Origin of the sequence: Marinobacterium sediminicola, from assembly GCF_022343685.1 — a bacterium.
Classification (GTDB): Bacteria; Pseudomonadota; Gammaproteobacteria; order Pseudomonadales; family Balneatricaceae; genus Marinobacterium; species Marinobacterium sediminicola.
The window spans coordinates 1,548,550-1,572,429 of sequence record NZ_CP092123.1; the positions used below are offsets into that span (position 1 = coordinate 1,548,550).

General features: G+C 53.3%; 24 protein-coding genes and 1 pseudogene. 6 read left to right on the forward strand and 19 right to left on the reverse strand.

What is annotated here, in order from left to right:
* Window positions 1-23: 23 nt before the first annotated feature.
* Window positions 24-1,379, forward strand: coding sequence for a glutathione-disulfide reductase (gorA, locus tag LN244_RS07090; RefSeq protein WP_239042145.1), 1,356 nt, complete (start codon window positions 24-26; stop codon window positions 1,377-1,379).
* A 45-nt stretch (window positions 1,380-1,424) separates the two neighbouring features.
* Here gorA and LN244_RS07095 read toward each other — a convergent pair whose 3' ends face one another.
* Window positions 1,425-2,591 carry a cation diffusion facilitator family transporter gene (locus LN244_RS07095; RefSeq protein ID WP_239042146.1) on the reverse strand — a complete coding sequence of 389 codons (1,167 nt, stop codon included), beginning with the start codon at window positions 2,589-2,591 and terminating at the stop codon, window positions 1,425-1,427.
* Window positions 2,592-2,927: 336 nt separating this feature from the next.
* On the opposite strand from LN244_RS07095, the gene LN244_RS07100 reads away from it, so the two are divergent.
* A complete protein-coding gene (locus LN244_RS07100) occupies window positions 2,928-3,815 on the forward strand; it encodes a bile acid:sodium symporter family protein (protein ID WP_239042147.1) in 888 nt (295 codons plus the stop codon).
* Window positions 3,816-3,825: 10 nt separating this feature from the next.
* Here the strand turns inward: LN244_RS07100 and queE are convergent, their stop codons facing one another.
* The 15 genes and pseudogenes from queE to ccoN all read right to left on the reverse strand — a co-directional run bounded on the left by queE (window position 3,826) and on the right by ccoN (window position 17,995).
* Window positions 3,826-4,458 (reverse strand): 7-carboxy-7-deazaguanine synthase, encoded by a 633-nt coding sequence (queE, locus tag LN244_RS07105; protein WP_239042148.1) that lies wholly within the window; start codon window positions 4,456-4,458, stop codon window positions 3,826-3,828.
* A 163-nt stretch (window positions 4,459-4,621) separates the two neighbouring features.
* Window positions 4,622-5,533, reverse strand: coding sequence for a recombination-associated protein RdgC (locus LN244_RS07110; RefSeq protein WP_239042149.1), 912 nt, complete (start codon window positions 5,531-5,533; stop codon window positions 4,622-4,624).
* A gap of 63 nt (window positions 5,534-5,596) precedes the next feature.
* Window positions 5,597-6,049, reverse strand: a complete 453-nt coding sequence (locus LN244_RS07115) for a thioredoxin family protein (RefSeq protein WP_239042150.1) — start codon at window positions 6,047-6,049, stop codon at window positions 5,597-5,599.
* A gap of 205 nt (window positions 6,050-6,254) precedes the next feature.
* Window positions 6,255-6,796, reverse strand: a pseudogene (locus LN244_RS07120) (adenine phosphoribosyltransferase).
* A 195-nt stretch (window positions 6,797-6,991) separates the two neighbouring features.
* Window positions 6,992-7,768, reverse strand: coding sequence for a fumarate/nitrate reduction transcriptional regulator Fnr (fnr, locus tag LN244_RS07125; RefSeq protein ID WP_239042151.1), 777 nt, complete (start codon window positions 7,766-7,768; stop codon window positions 6,992-6,994).
* A gap of 103 nt (window positions 7,769-7,871) precedes the next feature.
* Window positions 7,872-9,263, reverse strand: coding sequence for an oxygen-independent coproporphyrinogen III oxidase (gene hemN / locus LN244_RS07130; protein ID WP_239042152.1), 1,392 nt, complete (start codon window positions 9,261-9,263; stop codon window positions 7,872-7,874).
* A gap of 70 nt (window positions 9,264-9,333) precedes the next feature.
* Complete coding sequence (locus LN244_RS07135) at window positions 9,334-10,011, reverse strand: sulfite exporter TauE/SafE family protein (protein WP_239042153.1); 678 nt, start codon at window positions 10,009-10,011, stop codon at window positions 9,334-9,336.
* A complete protein-coding gene (gene ccoS, locus LN244_RS07140) occupies window positions 10,008-10,208 on the reverse strand; it encodes a cbb3-type cytochrome oxidase assembly protein CcoS (protein ID WP_239042154.1) in 201 nt (66 codons plus the stop codon). Before ccoS ends, LN244_RS07135 begins: the two co-directional genes overlap by 4 nt.
* A 3-nt stretch (window positions 10,209-10,211) precedes the next feature.
* Entirely contained in the window at window positions 10,212-12,665 is a 2,454-nt protein-coding gene (locus LN244_RS07145) for a heavy metal translocating P-type ATPase (RefSeq protein ID WP_239042155.1), read from the reverse strand.
* Between the two features lie 8 nt (window positions 12,666-12,673).
* Entirely contained in the window at window positions 12,674-13,192 is a 519-nt protein-coding gene (locus tag LN244_RS07150; RefSeq protein ID WP_239042156.1) for a FixH family protein, read from the reverse strand.
* Between the two features lie 72 nt (window positions 13,193-13,264).
* Complete coding sequence (gene ccoG, locus LN244_RS07155; protein ID WP_239042157.1) at window positions 13,265-14,689, reverse strand: cytochrome c oxidase accessory protein CcoG; 1,425 nt, start codon at window positions 14,687-14,689, stop codon at window positions 13,265-13,267.
* 132 nt (window positions 14,690-14,821) lie between these two features.
* Window positions 14,822-15,718, reverse strand: coding sequence for a cytochrome-c oxidase, cbb3-type subunit III (ccoP, locus tag LN244_RS07160; RefSeq protein WP_239042158.1), 897 nt, complete (start codon window positions 15,716-15,718; stop codon window positions 14,822-14,824).
* Window positions 15,715-15,915 (reverse strand): cbb3-type cytochrome oxidase subunit 3, encoded by a 201-nt coding sequence (locus LN244_RS07165; RefSeq protein ID WP_239042159.1) that lies wholly within the window; start codon window positions 15,913-15,915, stop codon window positions 15,715-15,717. The genes ccoP and LN244_RS07165 overlap by 4 nt, the downstream gene beginning before the upstream one ends.
* 6 nt (window positions 15,916-15,921) lie before the next feature.
* Complete coding sequence (ccoO, locus tag LN244_RS07170) at window positions 15,922-16,542, reverse strand: cytochrome-c oxidase, cbb3-type subunit II (RefSeq protein ID WP_425542730.1); 621 nt, start codon at window positions 16,540-16,542, stop codon at window positions 15,922-15,924.
* A 22-nt stretch (window positions 16,543-16,564) separates the two neighbouring features.
* Entirely contained in the window at window positions 16,565-17,995 is a 1,431-nt protein-coding gene (ccoN, locus tag LN244_RS07175) for a cytochrome-c oxidase, cbb3-type subunit I (protein WP_239042160.1), read from the reverse strand.
* A 398-nt stretch (window positions 17,996-18,393) separates the two neighbouring features.
* Here ccoN and rlmM point away from each other — a divergent pair, with 398 nt between their 5' ends.
* Entirely contained in the window at window positions 18,394-19,473 is a 1,080-nt protein-coding gene (gene rlmM / locus LN244_RS07180) for a 23S rRNA (cytidine(2498)-2'-O)-methyltransferase RlmM (RefSeq protein ID WP_239042161.1), read from the forward strand.
* A 1-nt stretch (window position 19,474) separates the two neighbouring features.
* Here rlmM and LN244_RS07185 read toward each other — a convergent pair whose 3' ends face one another.
* Window positions 19,475-19,756, reverse strand: a complete 282-nt coding sequence (locus tag LN244_RS07185; protein WP_239042162.1) for an antibiotic biosynthesis monooxygenase family protein — start codon at window positions 19,754-19,756, stop codon at window positions 19,475-19,477.
* A 126-nt stretch (window positions 19,757-19,882) separates the two neighbouring features.
* On the opposite strand from LN244_RS07185, the gene tusA reads away from it, so the two are divergent.
* The 3 genes from tusA to trxC all read left to right on the forward strand — a co-directional run bounded on the left by tusA (window position 19,883) and on the right by trxC (window position 21,192).
* Window positions 19,883-20,128 (forward strand): sulfurtransferase TusA, encoded by a 246-nt coding sequence (tusA, locus tag LN244_RS07190; RefSeq protein WP_239042163.1) that lies wholly within the window; start codon window positions 19,883-19,885, stop codon window positions 20,126-20,128.
* Window positions 20,129-20,695 (forward strand): ProQ/FINO family protein, encoded by a 567-nt coding sequence (locus tag LN244_RS07195; RefSeq protein WP_239042164.1) that lies wholly within the window; start codon window positions 20,129-20,131, stop codon window positions 20,693-20,695.
* Between the two features lie 62 nt (window positions 20,696-20,757).
* Entirely contained in the window at window positions 20,758-21,192 is a 435-nt protein-coding gene (trxC, locus tag LN244_RS07200; protein ID WP_239042165.1) for a thioredoxin TrxC, read from the forward strand.
* A gap of 7 nt (window positions 21,193-21,199) precedes the next feature.
* On the opposite strand, the gene LN244_RS07205 is transcribed toward trxC, so the two are convergent.
* Both LN244_RS07205 and LN244_RS07210 read right to left on the reverse strand, forming a co-directional pair.
* Window positions 21,200-23,146, reverse strand: coding sequence for a bifunctional diguanylate cyclase/phosphodiesterase (locus tag LN244_RS07205; RefSeq protein ID WP_239042166.1), 1,947 nt, complete (start codon window positions 23,144-23,146; stop codon window positions 21,200-21,202).
* 2 nt (window positions 23,147-23,148) lie between these two features.
* On the reverse strand, window positions 23,149-23,856 hold the full coding sequence (locus LN244_RS07210) for a transglutaminase-like cysteine peptidase (RefSeq protein WP_408904456.1): 708 nt from the start codon (window positions 23,854-23,856) through the stop codon (window positions 23,149-23,151).
* Window positions 23,857-23,880: the final 24 nt, after the last annotated feature.

Sequence of the window (23,880 nt, forward strand, 5' to 3'; positions counted from 1 at the left end):
TCTCAATATTTCAAGGAGGCACAGTGGCACATTTTGATTATGACCTGTTTGTGATTGGCGCAGGTTCCGGTGGTGTGAGGGCTGGCCGAATGGCGGCGGTTGAAGGTGTCAGAGTCGCCGTTGCTGAAGATCGTTACCTTGGGGGTACCTGCGTCAACGTGGGGTGTGTTCCCAAAAAGCTCTATGTCTACGCGTCACACTATGCCGAGACCTTTCATGAAGCAGAAGGTTATGGTTTCAAGGCGCAGGGCGTTGAATTCGACTGGCCGACTCTGAGAGACAACAAGAAACAGGAAATCAGCCGTCTTAATATCATCTATACCCAACTGATGGAAAGTGCCGGCTGCGACTTGATCCACGGCCGAGCCGAGATTATTGGCGAGCACCAGGTTCGGGTGGGTGATAAGACGTATACGGCCGAACGTATTCTGGTGGCTACCGGTGGCTGGCCATTCATTCCCGACTTCGAGGGGCGTGAGCACGTCATTAGCTCCAATGAAGTGTTTGATTTGGAATGCTTCCCGCAGGATGTGCTCGTGGTCGGTGGCGGCTACATCGCTGTGGAATTTGCAGGCATTTTTGCGGGTTTGGGTGCCAATACCGAACTGATCTACAGAGGGGATCTATTCCTGCGGGGGTTCGACCAGGAAGTCCGTGAGTTTACCGCTCAGGAGGTTGCGAAGAAGGGGGTTGGGCTGAATTTCAATTGCAATATTGAAACTGTTCACAAGCTGGATTCGGGGCGTTTGCAGGCGCGGCTAACGGATGGGCGCGTGCTCGAAGCAGATCAGATCCTCTATGCGACCGGTCGAGTACCGAACAGCCGTGGTCTTGGGTTGGAATCCGTAGGGGTGGCGCAACAGGATAATGGCGCCATCATCGTTAATGACAGCTTTCAGACCAGCGTGCCTTCCATTTATGCAATTGGTGATGTGATCGACCGGGTGCAGCTAACGCCTGTTGCTTTGGCCGAGGGTATGGCACTGGTGCGGCACTTATACGCGCAAGGCAGTCCGGAAGTGGATTATGAGCTGATTCCGACCGCGGTGTTCTGCCAGCCCAATATCGGGACCGTGGGGCTGACAGAAGAACAGGCCAGAGAGCGTTATGCTGAGGTCAAGGTGTTCAGGTCAGAGTTTCGTGCTCTCAAGCATACACTCAGCGGCAGTGATGAGCGGACGCTGATGAAAATGATCGTGGACGCTGAAACTGACCGTGTACTGGGTGTTCACATGGTGGGTGCCGAGGCCGGTGAAATTATTCAGGGCATCGGTGTAGCACTGAAAGCTGGTGCAACCAAGGCTGTTTTCGACAGTACCATCGGTATTCACCCGACCGCAGCTGAAGAGTTCGTTACCATGCGGCAACCGGTACGTTAATTCCCTATACGAGTACAAAAAAGCCGGCTGAAGCCGGCTTTTTTGTTATTGAGGGGGTAGCCAAAGGCTTAATTTGCGGAACCAGTTGAGCGATGACAGCTGTTCACGCAATTGCTCCTCGAGCTCTCGGGCGCTCAAGCCGGTATGGCTCAGCAGCTGATGAAACTGCGGCGAAGCCTTGATGTCCAGATCGATAAACTCGGGATGATAGTAAAGGATCAGTTCGTAGTCGGGGTTTTCACCCAGGATGCGACTCATAGTGGCATCCAAGTGCTGACTGACCTCACGCCGCGAAGGCATCACCGGGCAGAAAACATCGCCATGAATTTCGTCATCGTAGGTATCGATATGGAAGATGACATGGCCTATGTTGTCGAAGCGGTTTTGAAGTTTACAGACGACGTTATCGCCGATGTAATGGCCTTCCGCAGCACTCAGGTGTGGAGCAACCTGAAGGTGCATCTCCAGCAGACTTTGATTGCCCATGAGTCGGCTTTTGAAGCTGTGAACGTTGATTACGCCATCTACGCTCAGAACCTGTTCACGCAGCTCTTCGACACGGTCTTCAGGAAGGGCTGTATCAACCAGTTCTGTAACACTCTTGGCAACCAGGTCCCAGCCGATTTTACCGACCAGAAGGGCAACGAGAACAGCTGCCAGGGCGTCCAGCCACCATACTCCTGCCATCGCTCCGGCAACGGCAAGGAGGACAACAATGGATGAAAGTGCGTCTGTCCGGCTGTGCCAGGCATTGGCAATAATGAGATCGGATTGCAGTTTTTTCCCGATCTTGAGTGTGTAACGGAATATCCATTCCTTGCCCACTATGGACAATGCAGCAGCCAGCAAGGCTGGCCAGGTGGGAAGGGGGGGATGCTCCACCGCAAAGAGCAAGCTCACACTGTCGTAGGCCATAGCGCCGCCAACGCCAACTAGGACGACACCCAAAGCTACGGTTCCGACGGTTTCAAAACGACCGTGTCCCCATGGGTGGCTATCATCCGGAGCGCGGTGAGAAAGGCGTAGTACGGCTACCACCATGAAATCGGTCAGCAGGTCGGAAAGCGAGTGAATACCATCTGCAATGAGGGCGCTTGAATTTGCAATTACACCTATCAGAATCTTGAGAACACCCAGCACAGTATCCAGAACGGCCCCGATGATGGTGACACGTTCGGCTGCCCGGCGACGTTGATCAAGTTGCTCCTGCATGGGTTCCGTACTCCGCTGAAAACAGCCAGCTATTGTACCTTTATATGGTCATACACTCTAGGGCGGCTCTTGTATCTGGTTCTGCAGACATCGCAACATATTGATTATAAAGAACAAAAAACACCTGTACAAAAAATGTACAATCTGTGTCGAAGCAAGAAATTATGGGTGCTGAAGCACTTTGGTAATGAAATTTTCACAGTGTTATCCACAGTAGATGTGGGTAGGCTGACGCAAGCCAGCGATCACGCGGATTACACCCAATGCTGACATTGTTCCTTCATGCTGTATCACTTAACATGTTGGGTCGTTTCGGTTTGCTCAGGATGGCTTTCCATGCAGTCTTCGTATCTCACCCAGTTGATTCTTCCTCTGGCGCTGTTCAGTATCATGCTGGGGGTGGGAATGACGCTGAATCGTTCCGATTTCATTCGATTGTGGCGAATGCCTGGTGCTGTTCTGCTTGGGGTAGTGGGGCAGCTGATCCTGCTGCCGTTGCTGGGGGGACTAGTGCTATGGATGGCAAACCTGCCGCCACTGCTGACGGTCGGGCTGATGATCCTGACATTCGCCCCCGGAGGGGCGACTTCCAACATGCTGACGTTGCTGGCCCGAGGTGATACGGCCTTATCCATCACCCTTACAGCTGTTACAAGTCTGATAACACCCTTCACCTTGCCTCTCTTGACGGTGCTGACATTGCACTTTTACGGGTTGTCAGATGAGCTACCTGATTTCCCGGTAGTGATCACGATTCTGAAGTTCATGCTGGTGACATTGCTACCGGTTGGGTTGGGGCTCTTGGTCGCAAGCTGGAAGCCGGATTGGTGTGGTCGTTTATTGAAGCCCGTTAAGGTTTGTTCGCTGGTCTTTATGATCGGAATTGTGACAGCGATCGTTCGCGCCAATTGGGATCGCCTTCCTGAGTTGATCGTCCAGGTGGGTCCTGTTGCGCTGTTGTTGGCGGTTGTTGCGATAGTGGCGGGTTACCTGTTGGCAAGATTGGCGGGAATGCCGGATGAGCGGCGTGTGACCTTGGCAATTGAAGTGGGTATTCAGAATGCCGGGACGGCCCTGCTGGTGACCGGTGGCTTACTACAGAGCGCGGAAATGTCTGCCAGCGCGCTTATCTATGGCGTGATGATGCAGCTGCCTGCGCTGTTGATACTGGGCTGGCGTAACCGTGATCTGGTGATCCAGCCCGTGCGAGTGAGAGACAGCTGAGTCTCGTACCTCAGTCGATGCCTGTGATCTTGTGTGTCTGCAAGCTCAGGCGCCACTGAGGGTGTGCCATGCAGTAGTCGATGCAGCGTCGTGTATGTGCGCTCTGCAGGGGGCTGTCCAGTGGTTGCAGGAAAAAATGGCGGAAATTCAGATGTGAGAAACGTTCCGGCGGTGCCGCACTTTGCGGAAAAACCAGCTTGAGTTCGTCGCCTTCTGTGATGATGACATCACTGCTGCCCTTGGGGCTGACGCAAATCCAATCGATACCGGACGGGAGCGGTTTGGTGCCGTTGGTTTCAATGGCAATTTCAAAACCCCGTGCATGCAGAGCATCGATCAAGGGTGTATCCAGTTGAAGTGCAGGTTCTCCACCGGTGCAGACTACGTAGCGTTGGCCTTCATGAGTATCTGGCCATAAGCTTTCGATCCGTTCAGCCAGTGCTTCAGCGTCGCTGAACTTGCCACCGTTCTGGCCATCGGTGCCAATGAAATCGGTATCGCAGAAGTCACAAATAGCGTTGTGACGGTCCTGTTCTCGACCGCTCCACAGGTTACAGCCGGTGAAGCGGCAAAAGACAGAGGCGCGGCCGCTCTGAGCGCCTTCACCCTGCAATGTGTAGAAAATTTCTTTAACGCTGTACATGCATGCTCCTGCTGATTGAGGCGTCAGTGTATCGGCAATTTGATAATGATCAAGCCGTGCAGGCAAAACAGGCTGATGCCGGACAAAATGAACCGCAGTCGAGGGCAAGAGGGGATTGGCGGGTAAAGAACGCCAAGCGAATTGGCTCGGCGTTAGAGTGGGATCAGGCTTCGGGTTCACCGCCAAAGGCGTCAAGCAATTCCGGCAGGAGGCGAGCATACTCCAGTCCCATGCGTGCCAATTCGGTATCCCGTGCGGCAAGCACATCTTCGGGAGTATCGGCATCCAGTTGCTCGCGATATTCGTCACTGAGGCGAAGTCGATGCAGGCTCAGGTCTTCATGAAGTACAAAGCGAATCTGCTGCTGCCAGTCGAGCGCGAGCCTTTTGACGAGCATACCGGCACTCAGATGAGCACTGATTTCATCACATAGCAGGTCCTGACCTTTGGCACTGATCTTACTGCCTTCGGTCATCGGGTCACGCAATTCGCATTCATCTTCCAGAGCCCAGCCTTGCGGCATAGCCTCTCCCTGCAACCATGACGTCATCACTTTATCGGCTGAGATGCAGGTCTGGGGCAGTTTGACGATCAGTGAGCCCAAGGCCTCACGCAGTTGATTGAGGAGCTCTTCGGCGCGCTTGTGACTGGATGCATTGACGACAATCCACCCTTGCTGGGGCATCAGCACGGCTTCAGTGCGTCGACGCCGAGTAAAACTGCGCGGCAGCAAATCCATGATGACGTCATCCTTGAGCTGTAACTTCTCCTTGCGATAGACCTTGCGCGACTGCTCGGCTTCGATCAGTGCAACTTTTTCGTCAAGTTGTTCGCGAACGACACTGGCGGGGAGGATCCGCTCCTCCTGCATCAGGTTGACCAGCAGAAAACCGTTGCTGCTGAATACCAGCATGTCTTCTGCTTCTGAAACTGGACAGCCCCAGCCGCTCCGGCTCATTTCCTGGCTGCCGCAGGGCGTGAACGGATGCGCGCTGAGAGCTTGTTCAAGGTGCTCTTGAGTCAGGCCGGCAGGGGGATCAAAGCGGTAGAAAATAAGGTTTCGAAACCAGAGCATGATGTCTCCCAAAAAAATGTCATTTGCTGAGCATGGGGATTCTAACGTGGCTGGCGCTCATGTTCACTGAGAAGCGTCGACGAGGGCTCTGTCGATCGCCTGATCGAGATAGTATCCGTAAAACTCGGTTGAACTGATGCCCACCAGCGGCTTATCCAATACATCCCCATCAAGGTCCAGCATCAAAACACTGGGAAAGAGGCTGACGCCATAACGATCTGCCAGAGTCTTGTGGCTAACGCTGTTGCCATTTTGGTCCACCACCTCACCACCCATGCCAACTTTCAGCTCGCGCACAATGAGCTCGTCCCTTTGCCGGTTGTGCAATGGCAGCAGAAAATCGCTTCGTACAGTGTCGCAGTAGGGGCAATCAGGCTGTGAAAACATGAGCACCAGCAGTGTGTTGGCTGGATAGGATTCGCGCAGGGCTGCAAGGCCTGTAAATGGCGATAGTGCTTCGCTGGCCCTGCAGGGAGCGCAAAGCAACAAAAAAAACAGGATGGCAATCGGCTTCATGGCAGCTCCTCCCTGACCATGCCTATTGGAGTAGGTAGCTGATCAGTATACCTGTGATATAGGTCTGCAGTCGCTGGCAGATACGCGGAAGCTCAGTGTGAGGCTGGCAGTTTGTTGGGCTTGAGGTTCAGGCTGTGAATCCAGGTCTGGCACAAGCCTGAACCATCAAATAGGGCAGCACAAATGAAGAGGTCTGTCCCTTGGATCAGAGGCCTTCATAAGCCAGCAGGGAGTAGACGGGGATGCCTGCTTCCTGAATGCGGGTAGAGCCCTGCAGGTCCGGCAGGTCAATCAGGGCAGCGGCTTCAATAACTTCAGCACCGAGCTTCTTGATCAGGGTGCAAGCTGCCAGCAATGTGCCACCAGTCGCTATCAAGTCATCAAACAGAAGGACGCGATCACCTGTTGTAACTGCGTCGGTCTGCATTTCAACGGCGGAAGTGCCGTATTCAAGCGTGTATTCCTGGTGGATGGTTTCACCCGGAAGCTTGCCTTTCTTGCGCACCAGAACCAGTGGCAGATTGAGCTGATATGCCATGATAGCGCCGAAAAGAAAGCCACGTGCATCGATACAGGCAATATGAGTAATGTCACTGTCTATGTAGCGCTGAATGAAGCATCGGAAACCATGCGCATTGCCTTGGGATCCTTGAAGATCGGTGTAACATCGCGAAACACGACTCCAGGTTCCGGCCAGTCCTCAAGCGAACGGATCACGGATTTGACATAGAATTCATCGTAGGACATTCGGTAACTCCCAGTTGGCGCTCAATTGATATAACTCAATGCCGCAGTGACGGAATACAGGTGTAATGCAGGGGTTGGGTTACACATTGAGATGGCTACTTCATTGTGCAACTTGGGACGTAGCTTCACACGAAGCTACGTCTTTTTTTATTCGGGCGGGTGCTGTGCTTAACCAATGTGGACGGCTCTCGGTGCTCAGGAAGTAGATTGTTCCTGATGAGTGGGACACTCGCCATCACGGGATTCGCCAGACAGGCGATACATCTCTTCAAGATTGGTCAGTTCGACCTCTTTGCCGTCAACGCGCATCAACTCCATCTTTTGAAAGCGAGTAAAAATACGGCTGACCGTTTCCACGGCGAGGCCAAGGTAGTTGCCAATTTCATTGCGGGACATGGACAGACGGAAGTTCGAAGCCGAGTAGCCCCGTGCCTTGAACCGCTGAGAGAGCTTGAGCAGGAAGGTCGCAACACGCTGTTCAGCGTTTTTCTTGGACAGCAACAGCATCATCTGCTGATCATCACGCAACTCTTTGCTCATGCTGCGCAACATCTGGCGACGCAGCTCGGGCATTTGCCCTGAAAGCTCGTCAAGACGCTCAAACGGAATTTCGCAAACGGTAGTGGTTTCCAGCACTTTAGCGGACATCGGATAGGTTTCAGCGTCATAACCGCTTAGACCTACGAGCTCGCCGGGGAAATAAAAGCCGGTGATCTGCTCCTCACCTTCGTTTGTCAGCGTGTAACTCTTGATCGTGCCCGCGCGAATTGCAAAAACCGAGCTGAACGGCTCGCCCTGGTGGAACAGGTGTTCACCTTTTTTCAGTGGTCGACTTTTTTCGATGATGTCATCCAGACGGTCGATGTCGGTCAGGTCCAGTGAGACAGGCAGGCAGAGAGAACTCAGGCTGCAGGTCTTGCAGTGTACCTGGGACAGGCTATGTAGCTTTCCTTGATTTTTGCAGTCGGCCATGAGGGCATCCTTTGGTTGGTTAGTCACACGATGGCTATACGCCGCATTATGTAACATTTACCCTCGGGGGTGAAGCGAAAGGCCCGTGAACCGGGCCTCGACTTTAGATGATGCGTGAGAAATTCTGAGAGTGTTGCTTTTTGGGGATATAAGCATCAAACGCCATGCAGATGCGACGAATGAGCAGGCGGCCTGCAGGGGTTACTTCGATTCCGGTTGGCGACAGATGGACCAGACCGTCGGAATTAAACTGCAGCAGTTCCTCTTGTTCATCAGCAAAATACTGGTCAAAGTCGATGTCGAAACGCTGTTCGACGGCCTTTTTATCCAGCTTGAACTGGCAGATCAGCTCGGTGATTACCGCGCGACGGATATGGTCATCGAAATTCAGTTCTACACCACGCTTGACCGCATGCTGCTGTTGCAGCACGGCCTGGCTATAAGCCGAGATGTCGTGTTCATTCTGATAATAGACATTACCGATTTGGCTGATCGCCGAGACTCCCATGGCCACAAGGTCGCAGTCGGCATGTGTGGTATAGCCCTGGAAGTTGCGATGCAACTTGCCACTTTGCTGCGCTATGGCCAATTCATCGTCAGGCTTGGCAAAATGATCCATGCCAATGTAGACATAGCCTGCGTCCAGCAGTCTGTTGATACTGTTTTGCAGTATGGCCAGCTTCTCTTCAGCAGAAGGCAGGTCTTCGGCGCGTATATGCTTCTGTGAACGGAAGCGGTCAGGCAAGTGAGCATAATTGAAGACCGACAGGCGGTCAGGGCTCATTGCAATGACGGTATCAAGGGTCTCTTCGAAGCTCTGCTCTGTCTGGTGCGGAAGACCATAGATGAGGTCCATGTTGATCGACTTGAATCCCAGCTCGCGGGAACGATCCAGAACGGCGCGGGTCTGTTCGGTTGGCTGAACACGATTGACTGCCTCCTGAACTTTCAGATTAACATCCTGTACGCCAAGACTGATGCGGTTGAAGCCGATTTCCCGCAGGACACCCAGAGTGTCATGACCTGCCTCACGGGGGTCGATCTCGATGGAATAGTCACCGAGGTCGTCATCGCGCAAATTGAAATTGCGACGCAGGGCCGCCATCAGTTCCCGCATCTGTTCGTCACTGATGAACGTAGGAGTACCGCCGCCCCAATGAAGCTGATTGACGGTTCGGTCTCCACGATACCACTGCGAAAGCTGATCCATCTCCTGATACAGGGTGTCGAGGTAGGGTTGGGCTTTCTTGCGGTTACGGGTGATCACCTTGTTACAGGCACAGTAATAACAGACATGTGCACAGAAAGGGATGTGAACATACAGCGACAATGGCGCATTTACGTCGGCGCTCTCTCTTCCGGCGGCGATCAGCTGGTCAGCGGTAAGACCCGAGTCAAACTGAATGGCGGTCGGGTAGGAGGTATAGCGAGGGCCGGCAAGGTCATAACGACGAATAAGATCAAGATCCCAGCTGACATTGCTCTGTTGAGTCACAACTACACCTCACGGATAAAATCAAAGGGGGCATTATAGGCTGTGGGCGAACACAGGGGCTTGATAAGTATCAAGCGTGCGGCAGCCATAGCTGCCATGGCAAGGTTGCGAGGCCAAACAGCATGACAAGAATACCGGCACCCCTGCGAACGCCGTTCTGTTGCATCAACTGACGCAGCTGCCGAGCAAGCAGTGCAGTCGTCATCATTGCCGGAAGGGTTCCCAGACCAAACATCAGCATCAGGGTTGCACTGCCTGTCGGCCCGTCACTGATGCTGCCTGCCCAAATCAGGGTGGTATATACCAGGCCGCAGGGCAGCCAGCCCCAGAGTCCACCAAGCGCCAAAGACCTGGGCAGAGTATTGGCAGGCAGGAGCGACCGGCTGATGGGCTGAATGCGCTTCCAAAGATGCCCGCCCAAACGCTCGAGATAGGCAGCACCTTGCCACCATCCAGCGATATACAATCCGGTGACAACCATGATCAGTGCGGCCAAGGTCCTGAGTCCGATTGTCAGTTCAGGGCTACTGGCCAGTGATTGCCCCAGGAAGCCCATCAACACACCAGCAATCATGTAGCTGAATACGCGACCAAGATTGAATGCCACCAGCAGAGGCAAGCCTCCGGACCCGGCTGCCCCACGACTCATGGCAACGCTACCGGCGATACCGCCACACATGCCGACACAATGTGTACTGCCGGCGAGCCCAAACAGCAGGGCTGAAAGGATGTGAGTCGGGTCAATCAAGACTTATGATCCTGCTTGTCATCCTTGGCTGGGCGAGCGTCGTCCGGGATCAGCTGTTCATCATCCTCAAAAAGAATCCGGTGCGCAGGCGATTCGAGATCATCAAACTGGCCTTGTCGGACACTCCAGAAAAAAGCCCAGAGTGCGACACTGACCAGTATGATGGCGATTGGAATCAACAGGTAGATGATTTCCATTAATTACTCCCGGAGCTTGCGACGAATCCGTGGCAGGCGAGATAAACGCATGGCGTTGCCAACCACGATCAAAGAACTTGCGGACATGCCGACTGCTGCCATGTATGGGGCAATAAACCCCATAGCGGCAAGCGGCAGGGCGACAAGGTTATACAACAGTGCCCACGACAGGTTTTCACGAATCACCATGCGTGTCTTCCGAGCTACCATGAGCGCCAGTGCGAGCCTTTCCAGTTCGCTTGAAATCAGAACGGCGTCGGCACTGGTTTTGGCAAGATCAGTGGCAGATCCCATGGCAATGGAAGTACGTGCACCTGCGAGTACAGGAATATCATTGATTCCATCACCGACCATGATCACGCTGGCACCATTGCTCTGCAGTTCATTTATATAGGCCAGTTTCTGGTCAGGAGAAACGCCCTGTTTGACGGTCTCTATACCAAGCTCATCAGCAACACGAGCCGCTGCAGATGAGTCATCTCCGGTTAGCATGCCAACCTTGAGCCCGAGACGCTTTAATACGTTGAGGGTAAAAGCGGCATCCTTTCGAATTTGGTCATCAAGAGCGAACCAGGCCAAAGGCCCCTGGTCATCAGACAGCAGAAGCCATTGCCGTTCATGGTCAGGCTGATCTGGCGTGACACCCTGATACAGCTCAGCCGCATAACTGGGCTTGCCAATGCGGTAGCGTACTCCTTCTACTTCACCCTCAACCCCGGCATTAACCTTTACGCGGGTGTTGACGGACGGAATCTGGAAGTATGGATGAAATGCACGCGCAATGGGGTGCTCCGAAGCCTGTTCCAATGCGGCAGCAATAGAGTAGGGGTTGATGCTATTAAGTTCACGTGCCGGCTGCATCTGCTGAATACTGAGATTACCCTCAGTCAAAGTGCCGGTTTTATCGAAAATAATGTGGGTGGCGCTGGCCAGTCCTTCCAGTACGTGGCCTCGGGTAATCAATAAACCCTGCTGGCGCAAGGTGCCCGTTGCTGCTGTCAGAGCGGTGGGTGTTGCCAGGCCCAGCGCGCAGGGACAGGTCACGACCAGCACAGAAAGGGTTATCCAGAATGCATCCTCTGGTGATATGAAATACCAGCTGCCAGCAACAGTCGCAGAGGTTATCAGAACTGCAAGCACAAAGTAGCGTGCAACACGATCCGCAATGCGAGCGGTAACAGGTTTTTCTGCATGCGCACGGTCAAGCAGGCCGACTATGGCTGAAAGGCGCGTATTAGGTCCGACATCGGTGATTCGAATCTTCAGCGGATGCTCAACATTGATGGTACCGCCGACAACAGGATCGTCGATGTTTTTGCTGATTGGCAGGTATTCTCCGGTCAAGGCTGACTCATCGACAGCACTGCTGCCTTCTAGAATGATGCCATCCGCAGGTAATGTGTGGCCGGGCCTAACCAGAACCACGTCGCCAGGTTTGAGTTCGGTGGCCGGAACCATTTTTTCTCGGCCCTCTTCCAGTAGGGTGGCACTGGCCGGAAGAAGATCAAGCAATGCGTTCCCCGCCTTGCCCGTGCGATGACGAGCCTGCATCTCAATGTAGCGACCAATGAGCAGGAAAAAGGTGAACATGGTGACCGAATCGAAATAGACTTCGCCGGTATTCATGATCGTCGCCCAGACACTGGCAAGATAGGCGCCACCAATGGCAATCGATACAGGAACATCCATGCTCAACTGACGAGTCTTCAGGTCTCTGAAAGCCGTCAGGAAAAAGGGTCGAGCTGAATAAAGGACGACAGGAGTGGCAAGAATCAGGCTGCTCCAGCGAATGAACTCGACGAATCGAGCTTCCATATCCTGAAGTGCACCAGCATACAGGGCGATTGCCATCATCATGACCTGCATCATGCCGACACCGGCAACGCCGAGGCGCCTGATCGCGCGCTTATTCTCCTGCTCCAGCAGCTGCTCTTCACGGTTTGGGTGGAACGGATGGGCCTTGTACCCTATGCGAAGCACCTCTCCGAATAACTTGCTGAGCTTGGTTTGGCTGGGGTCCCAGACTAAACGAGCGCGATGGTTGGTCATGTTGACGCTGAACTGGGAAACGCCTGGCTGCTGGCTGAGGTGGTGCTCAAGGAGCCAGACACAAGCAGCGCAGGTAATGCCTTCGATAACCAGCATGGCTTCGGCTTGCTCATCGCCGGTGTGGCGAACGAACTCGGCCTGGATGGCTTCAGAATCATAGAGCGCCAACTCATCTGCCAGGTGGGCCTCACTGCTGATGCGTGAGTCCATAGTAGTCGCCGAGGCGTCGCGATGGCGGTAGAAACCATCCAGCCCGCCATCAACAATGGTCTGTGCGACTGCCTGGCAGCCGGGACAGCACATCGATTTTTGTTCACCACCAATGATGGTGGTGTAATCAGTACCTGGTGGGACGGGCAGCCCGCAGTGGAAGCAGGGTGCCAATGCCTGTGTCCTTTGAACGCTCATGTTTTAACTCACTGTTGAGGGGCCAGAGAGTATTGGAGCTGTTCGGTATACGGAGGCAAAATCTCCTGACGCAACTGCCAGCTTTCATTGTCAGGCGAGAGGGAAAGATAGCGCTTGCCGCTGATATGGCCCTCGAGGCTACCGGCATAAAGTCCTTTGCCATCGACACTGCGCAGAATAAGGATCTGGTCGTACTTCTGATGAGTCGGGTGAATGATGTTGAGATTAAGAATCTGTGGCTGTTCTTCAAGATTGCCGGTAAGCCGCAGATTGATATCGCCTGTAAGTGTGTCCAGTCGCAAATCTGCGTTGAGATCCAGTGCGCGCGCCGCATCGGCCTTGGAAGTGTCGATGTTCATGCCTCGTGCGACTTTATAGTAATCCTCCTTGACCACTCCGTCACTGGTGGTAACAGCGACGTACATGAAGAAGGTGGAATAAATCAGCACAGCGATCAGCGGTGCCAGAATAAACCAGAGCCAAGGCTGTTTGAACCAGGGAGCAGGGGGGGGGACGTGCGTGTTCATGACACTCCTTGCATAAAAAGACGGCCGGGATGAACCGGCCGTCATTCTAAACTAATTTAACGTTTCCGGGGACTATCGTTGAGGAATAGGACCAAGGAAACGGCTTTCAGTTTCAATTCTGATGTTGGAATTATCAACCGCCTCAACCATGAACTGAATGGTTGTGTTGTTGGACTTGAGGATATCCGGGTCAATTTGCAGCCGAACCGGGTATGACAACAATTCACCTGCAGCAACCGCTATATGAGTGTCGGTCGCGATTTCCAGTCCCTGCAGGCCTGAAACGGAAATGATGTAACGATGATCGGTCTGCTCCTTGTTGGCAACCTTCAAGGTGTAGACGTTTTCAATCAGGCCTGAGGGCGTATTGTTGTAAAGCTGGCCGCGGTCACGAATAACATCCACTTCAAGAGGGACGCGATCGGTCAATGCCCAGATGAAGGCACCGAACATGGTGATGAGGGCGACAAAATATCCTATCAGGCGTGGGCGCAGCAATTTTGTCTGCTTGCCGTTGAGTGAGTGTTCGGTGGTGTAACGCACGAGGCCTCGTGCATAGCCCATACGATCCATCATGTCATCACAGGCATCTACGCAGGCGCCACAGGCAACACACTCATACTGGAGGCCATCGCGAATATCGATCCCGACAGGGCAGACATGTACGCAAGCATGGCAGTCAATACAGTCGCCTAGTCCCGTATCATCCTTAACAGCGTTCTTCTTGCGGCTGCCACGGGGTTCGCCACGTGCTTCGTCATAGGAAATGATGAGCGTATCCTGGTCAAACATGACGCTCTGGAAGCGTGCATAGGGGCACATATAGATGCAGACCTGCTCACGCAGCCATCCGGCATTGCCATAGGTCGCAACCGTGAAGAACGCCAGCCACCAGGTTTCCCATGGGCCAAGATCCCATGCCAGGATGTTGGGAATGAGCTCGCGAATGGGAGAAAAATAGCCCACGAAGGCGATTGCAGAAGCGATTGCAATCAGTATCCAGATAAGATGTTTGGCGCTTTTTCGAATCGCTTTTTCCTTGCTCATGGGTTGCTTGTCCATGCGCATGCGCTTGTTGCGATCGCCTTCCGTGATGCGCTCAGCCCAGATAAACAGCCAGGTCCAGACAAATTGTGGGCAGGAATAACCACACCAGAGACGTCCGGCAAACACCGTAACGAAGAAGAGGGTGAAAGCCAGAATGATAAGCAGCCATGAAAGCAGCATGAAGTCCTGAGGCCAAAAGGTCAGGCCGAAAATATGGAATTGGCGATTGGGGAGGTCAAACAGGACGGCTTGGCGTCCATCATACTGAATCCAGGATACGCCATAGAACATAGCGAGCATCATGAAGCTGGAGATGATGCGCAGATTCTTAAACAAGCCTTTATAGAACTTGACGTAAATATGTTCGCGCTTGGCATAGAGGTTGTAGTTTTCAACCTGGTCCTTGCCTTCCTTGCGAGGTGTTACGTCTTTTACCGGTATCTGATTCATTCCAGTACCTACTGCTGATTGCGTCGACAGGTCAATTCCTAATCTATTAGGAATCCTGAATATTATACTAGTTCGACAATAAAAAAGGCGACATGACTTGCGTCATGCCGCCTTTTCTTCAGCACTACGACATTACTTGTTGGACAAGCTGTAGACGTATGCTGAGATCAGCTGGATCTTGTCCTCAGACAGAAGGTCTTTCTGTGCCGGCATTACGCCAGCGCGGCCAGCACGGATGCTGTGAGCAACCTGCTTGAATGAGCCGCCGTAGAGCCAGATGTCGTCAGTCAGGTTAGGAGCGCCCAGTGCATGCATGCCTTTGGCATCAGCTCCGTGACATGCGGTGCACAGTGCCTGGAACTGCTTCTCACCATTGGCAACGTCAGTACCTGGAGCTGCTTCCTGGCCGCTCAGGGTCAGAACGTAGCTAGCTACGTCACGGACACCGTCTTCGCCCAGTACGTCAGCCCACGCAGGCATACCACCGTTGCGACCGTTTGCAATGGTCTGCTTGATAGTGGCAGGATCGCCACCGTACAGCCAGTCATTGTCGGTCAGGTTCGGGAAGCCGATGGCACCAGTGCCAGCTGAACCGTGACAAACGGAACAGTTGTTGGCGAACATGCGCTGACCCATTTTCAGGCCTGCTTCGTTCTCCGGCTTCTGCAGATCTTCGATAGACAGTGCAGCGTACTTGGCAAATACCGGACGGTATACTTCTTCAGCATGCTGCATTTCCGCTTCCCACTGGTTGGCGGAAGTCCAGCCCAGCATGCCTTTGAAGTTACCCAAACCCGGGTACAGCATCAGGTAGCCCAGACCGAAGATAACGGTGGCAACGAACAGGTAGAACCACCACTGCGGCAGCGGGTTGTCATACTCTTCAATGCCGTCAAAGGAATGGCCAACGGTTTGGTCAGTCGTTTCCTTGAATTTTTCACTCTTGCGTGTCGCGAAGAGTAGCCATGTGCAGCCGAAGATGACTGCCAGGGTAATTACAGTTACCCATGCGCTCCAGAAAGCACTCATTTGTTGTCTCTCCTGTTATGGGTCCCTTCCTGGTCTTGCTGCTTTTCTTCATCCTGCTTCTCTTCGTCCGCGAAGGGGAGCTGTGATGCTTCATCAAAGCCTTTTTTGTTGCCGGGCAACAAGACCCATGCAAACAGCCCGATGAAGGTGAGCAGCATTACAACCGGCAGATAGGGACCATAAACCTCATAACTCACGGAAAATTACCGCTGGTTGGTATAAACAGAGTGGGTTTTGCCCAGTGACTGCAGGTAGGCAACCAGAGCGTCAACCTCGGTTTTGCCTTGAACCTCTTCACGAGCAGAACTGATCTGTTCATCGGTGTACGGTACGCCAAGGTTGCGCAGTGCTTCCATTTTGGCCACGGTATCCTTGCCGCTCAGCTTGTTTTCAAACAGCCAAGGGTAGGATGGCATTTTGGACTCGGGTACCACATCACGCGGGTTATACAGGTGAGCTTTCTGCCAGTCGTCAGAGTAACGGCCGCCGACACGTGCCAGGTCTGGACCAGTACGCTTGGAGCCCCACAGGAACGGGTGTTCCCAGACGAATTCATTGGCAGTTGAGTAGTGACCGTAGCGCTCGGTTTCAGCACGGAACGGACGGATCATCTGAGTGTGGCAGACGTGGCAGCCTTCCTTGATGTAGATGTCACGGCCTTCCAGCTCGAGTGCGCTGTAGGGGCGCAGGCCTTCAATCGGCTTTGTCGTAGCGCTCTGGAAGAACAGAGGTACGATTTCCGCCAGACCACCGCCGCTGATCGTAATGATGATCAGCAGGATCATGAGGCCGATATTCTTTTCAATCGTTTCGTGTTTGATCATTGCTATCTGCTCCTCGTCTCAATCAGGCCGCCTGCGCAGAAGGTTCAGCTGCCTTGACGGAGCTGCCACTGCGAACGGTCTGCCAAACGTTGAAGGCCATCAGCAGCATACCGGTCAGGAAGAACATGCCGCCAATCCAGCGAACCAGGTAACCCGGATGGCTGGCTTCAAGCGCCTCGACGAAGCTGTAGGTCAGGGTGCCGTCTTCGTTTACTGCGCGCCACATCAGGCCCTGCAGGATACCGTTAACCCACATGGAGCAGATGTACAGAACGGTACCGATGGTTGCGAGCCAGAAGTGCGTATTGATCAGGCCAACAGAGTACATCTGAGCCTTGCCGAACAGTTTCGGGATCATGTGATACACAGCGCCGATGGAGATCATGGCTACCCAGCCCAGAGCACCCGCATGCACGTGACCAACGGTCCAGTCAGTGTTGTGTGACAGGGCGTTAACGGTCTTGATGGACATCATCGGGCCTTCGAAGGTGGACATGCCGTAGAAGGATAGAGATACCACCAGGAAGCGCAGGATCGGGTCAGTACGCAGTTTGTGCCATGCACCGGACAGAGTCATCATGCCGTTGATCATGCCACCCCAGGACGGAGCCAGCAGAATCAGTGACATCACCATGCCTACAGACTGGGTCCAATCCGGCAGTGCGGAGTAGTGCAGGTGGTGACCACCAGCCCAGATGTAGGTCGCGATCAGAGCCCAGAAGTGCACGATGGACAGACGGTAGGAGTAAATCGGACGCTCAGCCTGCTTGGGTACGAAATAGTACATCATGCCCAGGAAGCCGGCAGTCAGGAAGAAGCCTACCGCGTTGTGGCCATACCACCACTGAACCATCGCGTCCACGGTGCCCGGGTAAACGGAGTAGGACTTGGTCAGCGTAACGGGGATAGCCAGGCTGTTGACGATGTGCAGCACCGCAACAGTGATGATGAACGCCATGTAGAACCAGTTACCCACATAAATGTGGGAGGTCTTGCGGTTCTTGACGGTGCCAAGGAATACAACGGCATATGCAACCCAGACTACGGCGATCAGGATATCGATCGGCCATTCCAGTTCAGCATATTCCTTTGCACTGGTCAGACCCAGCGGCAGTGTGATGGCTGCAGCCAGAATAACAGCTTGCCAGCCCCAGAAAGTGAATGATGCAAGAGCATCAGAAAACAGTCGGGTCTGACATGTGCGCTGTACCACGTAGTACGAGGTAGCAAAAAGCGCACAGCCACCAAACGCGAAAATTACCGCGTTGGTGTGTAACGGACGGATACGTCCGTAGGTCAACCAGGGAATGTCAAAGTTCAGTGCAGGCCACACCAGCTGGGCGGCGATCAGTACGCCGACGCCCATACCGACGATGCCCCAGACCACCGTCATGATGGCGAACTGGCGCACGACTTTGTAGTTGTAAGTCGGGTGTTCAGTTGCAGTGCTCATGTCAGGCTCTCATCAACAAGCTAATAGTAGTAAGAAGAGTTCCACCGGCAATTATCTGGGAATACCCACGGCTTTTCAATGTGATGGAACCTTTAACTGTGGTTTATTGTCGCAGGGCAAGTTTTGAATTGCATTTCAGAGGATGTGATTCTGTGTCTGTGGGATAACCTTGATAATTCAACGGGATAGTGGGTGAGTGTTGAGCACGGTTGCTCCCTTTGTTCAGCTTGTTAGGGGGTGTTTTCGGGTTTTTTTCGTTATTTATAATTCCGTTATCTGGATTTGGTTGATATGGATCAAATCCCTTTTTTTGTGAGTATTAACGGCTAATTACCCTTTAGTACGGTTGTTATTAGACCAATGGATTACTATAGTTCGCGCACTTTCGAGGAGAGCTCATGACTGAAGTAAACACAGTGTTGCTGTATTGCCGCTCCGGCTTTGAAAAAGAGTGTGCAGCTGAAATCACAACCCGTTGTGCAGAGGTCGGTATATACGGATATCCGCAATTTGAAAATCAGCAGGGTTACGTGCTGTTTCGTTGTCACGAGTCTGACGGTGCCATAACGGCAATGCGCAAGCTTCGTTTTCGGAGTTTGATTTTTGCGCGTCAGTGGATCGCTTGTGCGCCGTGTTTGGAAAATCTGTCCTCATCCGATCGCATCAGCCCGATTGCCATTCTCGTTGCAGAACTGCCACCAACCAGTGAGTTGATGGTAGAGGTTGCTGATACGACCGAGGGGCGTGAGTTGCATGGCTTTGCGCGCAAATTCAGCTCTGCACTTGCTCAGGCACTGAGGCGTGAAGGTCTAATGCAACCGCGCAAACAACGTGCTGACTGGCGCCTGCACGTTTTTGTCGTTGATGGTCGTACCCTCTGGGTTGGTGTTGCAGCTTTGGGTAACAGTTCATCCTGGCCCATGGGTGTGTTACGTCTCAAGTTTCCTCAGCAAGCGCCCAGTCGCTCGACCCTTAAACTGGATGAAGCCTGGCATTACTTTATACCCCAGCGCCGCAGGGATGAGCTTTTAAGAGGCGGAATGAGTGCCGTTGATCTGGGGGCTGCTCCAGGTGGCTGGACCTGGCAGCTTGTGAATCAGCACATGTTCGTCACGGCGGTCGATAATGGTCCAATGAATGAAGACCTGATGGAGTCGGGGCAGGTTGAGCATCGTCGTGAGGATGCCTTTACCTTTGTGCCTTCCAAGCCGGTTGACTGGATGGTGTGTGACGTAGTCGACAAGCCTGCTCGTGTGACCGAATTGATGTTGTCCTGGGCGCTTAACGGCTGGTGCCGTAATGCCATCTTTAACCTGAAGCTGCCGATGAAACAGCGCTTTGATGAGGTGGAGCGCTGTCTAGGCTACCTGCGTGCGGAACTGGATGCAGCCGATATTGACTACCGGCTGCAGGCACGTCATCTCTATCATGATCGTGAAGAAATTACCTGTTGGCTCTCATTGACCCCTGAAGGTTGAATCAGTGTTCAAACACGGTAATTTTTTCTTCTGTTTCAAGCATCGGGTTGATCTGGTCCATCATCTCGCGTCGTTCATCAGAGGCTTGCCATAAGAGCCAGTCATTCTCTGATCTGTAGGTGGCGAGGATAACCCGATGGTTGGGGTCAGATGTGTTGTGCAGCGCCTCGCCCGATATGAAACCCGGGAAATGCATTGCTTTTTGCAGGGTTTCCCGCGAAGCCTGCTCATAGTGTTTACTCAACTCATCTGCTACGTGACGCTCAATCAGTACACGAATCATTGGCTTACTCCTTGAGAGATGGTCTCTATATCAGGATAATTGCTTCTTCAGAGGTCGCAAGCCCGTATCGTTGATACAGGCAAATTGTTTAATCATTCAATGCTGTCGGGGGAGTTTCTGGCCTGCATGAATAAATCCGATGTCGATCACACGCTCGATGCGAGCGGTCTGCTCTGTCCCGAGCCGGTTATGCTGCTGCACAACAAGGTTCGGGAGATGTCCGCCGGCGAGGTGTTGCGGGTGATTGCGACAGATCCTTCTACACAGCGTGATATTCCCAAGTTTTGTACGTTTCTGGGGCATGAACTTGTCAAGCAGGTGGTCCTGGAAAGTGAAACCTATGAGTATCTAATTCGGAAAGGGGCTGGCTGAGTGTCAGATCTGGTCGATCTGCAGCAGGCGGTAGAGTCGCTGCTGCAGGAGTGTGAATACAGGTTGTCCGCCGTCGAAAAGCGCAAGCGGACAGCAACGGGTACAACAGAGAGTCAAACCGTGAATCAAGCAGCCAATAGCAAGACCCGCTCCAAGAACCGTGCCGCAAATCAGGCCGCACTGGAGCAGCTGATCGAGGCTTATCCGCAGACCTTCAGCCGAGAAAACGTTCGCCCTCTCAAAATTGGCATTCAGGAAGATCTGATTGCCGATGAGAAGCTGGCGAGGAACCGGATCAAAAGAGCGCTGGCAACCTACGTTCGTTCACTTGCCTATCTGCGCAGCGTGCAGGAAGGTGTTGAGCGTGTTGATCTTAAAGGTGAAGCGGCTGGCTTGGTGACGGCCAGTGAAGCTGAACACGCTCAGGCCAAAATCAAAGAGATTCAGGCGCAGCGACGCGAACGTCAAAAAGAGCAGCGTGAGCAAGAGCAGCAGCAGCGTAAGCGTGAGAAAGATGAGCGTTTGAGCCGCAAGCTGGAAGCGCTGGTTAATCTCAAGGGTCGTTGAGCCGTTGAAATCAGACTCGAGTGTCTCCATCTAATGCGTTAATGCACTAGATGGAGACGCCAATGAACGATTCATTGCATATTTCCTGTCCTGTTTGTCTTGCGACCAACCGCATACCTTCGGCAAGACTCAAACATTCTCCCCAATGCGGTCGTTGCAAATCACAGCTCTTCGCTGGTCATCCGGTTGAAGCTGACAGTGAGACATTCAAGCGAATAGTGGCGAATACCGATATTCCGGTGCTGGTGGACTTCTGGGCCGAATGGTGTGGTCCCTGCAAGATGATGGCCCCCATTTTTGCCCAGGCTGCTCTAGAGTTGGAACCCGAATGTCGGCTGATCAAGGTTAATACAGAGCAGGCGCAACAGCTTGCGAGTCATTATCAGATTCGCAGCATTCCAACCCTGATGTTGCTGCATCGTGGTCAAGAAGTGGGTCGTCAGGCTGGTGCGATGGACCTCAACAATCTGCAACGATGGGTCCGATCGCACCTTTGATATGTGGTTAGCTGAGTGTGCTCGGTACGCCGTGCAGGTAGCCCTGGGTACCGTCTATTTTCATCTTTTCCAGTTCTATTCGCTGAGAGTCTCGCTCAACATGCTCCGCATAGGCCTTGATTTCGAGGCTGTGGGCAACGCTGATCAGGCTGCTGACGAAGAATCGGTCCTCGTCACTGCGATCAATATGACGAATCAATGAGCCATCGATCTTCAGGTAGTCCGGGCGCAGGGCATAAAGATAGCTGAAGCCATTGGGGTGTGTACCGAAGTTATCGACCCCGAAGTGTATATTGAGGTCTGACAGTGTACTGCGCAGTGCCTTGATGCTTTCCATGTGAGTAAGGATTGCCGTCTCATTGATCTCGATACTCAAGCGGCTGGTGACTCCGCTGTGTTTGAGCGTGTTCAGCAGCCACTCGATAAAGGCGGGTTCAGCGAGCGCCTGATTTGCCAGATTGAGGCTCAGGACAGGGCATTCGGGCTTTTGCTGCAGGTGTTGAAGTGCATGTTTGACAATGGCGCGGTCGATCTTTTCCAGCAGGTTCAGGTCGCGGGCAACGCCGAAGAAATCACCTGCCTGGCAGGGGGTGTTGTCCTGATCCAGAATACGCGCAAATACTTCAGCATGTATACACTGGTTTTGATTATCAACCAGCTGTTGCTGCTGCAGGAAAATCTGCTCGTTGTGAATGGCTGTTGCGACATGTCGTTGCCATTGGTCAGACCAGCCCTGTTGATGCTGTTGAGTATGATAAAGCGCGATGCTGCGGTTGCCGCCCTGTTCGGCTTCCTGTTGCGCCAGCCGCGCCTGCGTCAACAGTTGCTCAGAAGTGGTGGGTGTGTCACATGAGGCAATGCCAATGCTGAGAATATCGGCGCTCTCTACCGCACCGGTCTGCTTTTTGACCTGACTGCGTACCTGATGCAGCAGAGGCTCCAGTAATAGTTGCCAATCATCCAGACTGCGGCGTTGTGCCAGCAAAACGAGGTCGGCGCCACCTATGCGTCCCACGACGTGTGGTCCCAGATTCTGCCCAAGTGCCTGAATGCTCTGCGCACAACGGCTGATCAAGTGGTTGGTAGCATCCTCTCCCAGCAAGTGGTTAAGCGCCTGCAGGTCGTTCAAATGGAAAATCAGTAGAGAAGCAGGGCCGAAGTCCTGGCGGTATTCCAGGTGTTCGGTCAGTTGTGTCAGGGTGGCGCGTCGGTTGTTCAGGCCGGTCAGACTGTCTCTGTAGGCGGTACTTCTCAAGGACTCGATATTGCGATTCTGCTCGTCAAACATCAGTTGCACCTGACGAACCATCAGGTTCATGGCTGATACGACCTGTCTCAATTCGCGGGTTCGAGGCAGTACAGGTTGCTCGATGTACTCGCGACGTGCAAGAGCCATTGCCTGATGTTCGACGCCTTGTAAAGGTCGTAGCAGGTGACGCATCAGCCAGGACAGGATGATGGCTGAAATCGCGGACAGGCTGGCAAACAGGAGCAGGGCATTGCGGACGCCTTGCCAGAGTTTCTCGTAGGCATAACCTGCCCTGCTGCGTACATGAATACTTCCAACCTGCTGCCATTGAAAGGCGATCTGTCGAGACTTTTCGGGCGGTGTGATGGGCATCAGATGAATGAACCAGTTTGGCGCTTTGATGACGCTGGCCGGGTCATATGTCTTGCTGTACAGGGTGTTGTTGTTGCTGTCCGTCACTTCGATTTGTTGATAGAAGCCGCTATCAAAAATCGCATTGACGGCTGTAGCGATGGTGGCCTGGTCCTGCTGCTGCATGTAGGGAGCCAGATAAAGTCCCAGGTGCGTTGCACTGTCCTCGGCATGAGATTCCAGTTGCGTCAGCAGGGTGTCACGGGAGCTGTCAGACAGAATATAGAGAGTGCTGAGGACCAACCCTAGCAGAACGGCAAGTACAGTTGCGATCAGCTGGTTTGTCAATGACATCCTTATTGCTCCTGGGAGTTGAGATTGACGCGATTGTTTTCCACCCGGGACTGTACGCTGGTCCAGGGTTTGAGTCGATCAGAAGTGCCCACCAACTCGGCGCGTCGGCCTTTTTTGCTCAGCCAAAGGCTGTCGCCGTTGAAAGTATAGACATGCAGCAGGTCCGGACGCTGATTCGCTGGACGAATTTCGCCGATGAGATTGTCCAGCACGACCGGCATGGCCGATGGACTTGAATAGTAGGTTAGCACCATGTGGGCCTGGTTCAGCTCAAGGGACTTGACGTAGGCCAGGCTCATTTTGGCTTCCGCCACGCCGAGTGCTTTAAGTGTGTAGTACTTGGCGATGGAAAAATCCTCGCAGTCACCACCATTAGTGATCAGAAACTCGACCGGGGTCGCCCAGTAATCTTCCTGGCCCCAATGGATACGATCATCGATAAAACGAACCTGATTGAAAAAGCGATTCACGGTTTCGAGTTTCTCGCTCTCAGGCAGGTGGGCGGCTTCAGCCAGCAGGTTTTGCCAAGCGGTTAAGCGTTTGGCTGCATCTTCGCCATACAACTGGCGATACTGATCTATCTGCTTGCTGTCCAGCTGCAAGGGGGCTTTGCCGGTTGCAAGGGCCGCAAGGCAAACAAGAAGCAGTAAAAAGGCTGAAGCAGCATAGAGGCAAGTGCTCTTGCGCAATGATGGCGAGAGTGCAGACAAATCCATTTCCACCCGGATATCGTG

Coding starts and splice junctions, on each gene's coding strand:
- LN244_RS07095 (WP_239042146.1), bottom strand. CDS start 2,591: ATGCAGGAGCAACTTGATCAACGTCGCCGGGCAGCCGAACGTGTCACC.
- LN244_RS07100 (WP_239042147.1), top strand. CDS start 2,928: ATGCAGTCTTCGTATCTCACCCAGTTGATTCTTCCTCTGGCGCTGTTC.
- queE (WP_239042148.1), bottom strand. CDS start 4,458: ATGTACAGCGTTAAAGAAATTTTCTACACATTGCAGGGTGAAGGCGCT.
- LN244_RS07110 (WP_239042149.1), bottom strand. CDS start 5,533: ATGCTCTGGTTTCGAAACCTTATTTTCTACCGCTTTGATCCCCCTGCC.
- LN244_RS07115 (WP_239042150.1), bottom strand. CDS start 6,049: ATGAAGCCGATTGCCATCCTGTTTTTTTTGTTGCTTTGCGCTCCCTGC.
- fnr (WP_239042151.1), bottom strand. CDS start 7,768: ATGGCCGACTGCAAAAATCAAGGAAAGCTACATAGCCTGTCCCAGGTA.
- ccoS (WP_239042154.1), bottom strand. CDS start 10,208: ATGGAAATCATCTACCTGTTGATTCCAATCGCCATCATACTGGTCAGT.
- LN244_RS07145 (WP_239042155.1), bottom strand. CDS start 12,665: ATGAGCGTTCAAAGGACACAGGCATTGGCACCCTGCTTCCACTGCGGG.
- LN244_RS07150 (WP_239042156.1), bottom strand. CDS start 13,192: ATGAACACGCACGTCCCCCCCCCTGCTCCCTGGTTCAAACAGCCTTGG.
- ccoG (WP_239042157.1), bottom strand. CDS start 14,689: ATGAATCAGATACCGGTAAAAGACGTAACACCTCGCAAGGAAGGCAAG.
- ccoP (WP_239042158.1), bottom strand. CDS start 15,718: ATGAGTGCTTTCTGGAGCGCATGGGTAACTGTAATTACCCTGGCAGTC.
- ccoO (WP_425542730.1), bottom strand. CDS start 16,542: ATGATCAAACACGAAACGATTGAAAAGAATATCGGCCTCATGATCCTG.
- ccoN (WP_239042160.1), bottom strand. CDS start 17,995: ATGAGCACTGCAACTGAACACCCGACTTACAACTACAAAGTCGTGCGC.
- rlmM (WP_239042161.1), top strand. CDS start 18,394: ATGACTGAAGTAAACACAGTGTTGCTGTATTGCCGCTCCGGCTTTGAA.
- LN244_RS07185 (WP_239042162.1), bottom strand. CDS start 19,756: ATGATTCGTGTACTGATTGAGCGTCACGTAGCAGATGAGTTGAGTAAA.
- tusA (WP_239042163.1), top strand. CDS start 19,883: ATGAATAAATCCGATGTCGATCACACGCTCGATGCGAGCGGTCTGCTC.
- trxC (WP_239042165.1), top strand. CDS start 20,758: ATGAACGATTCATTGCATATTTCCTGTCCTGTTTGTCTTGCGACCAAC.
- LN244_RS07205 (WP_239042166.1), bottom strand. CDS start 23,146: ATGTCATTGACAAACCAGCTGATCGCAACTGTACTTGCCGTTCTGCTA.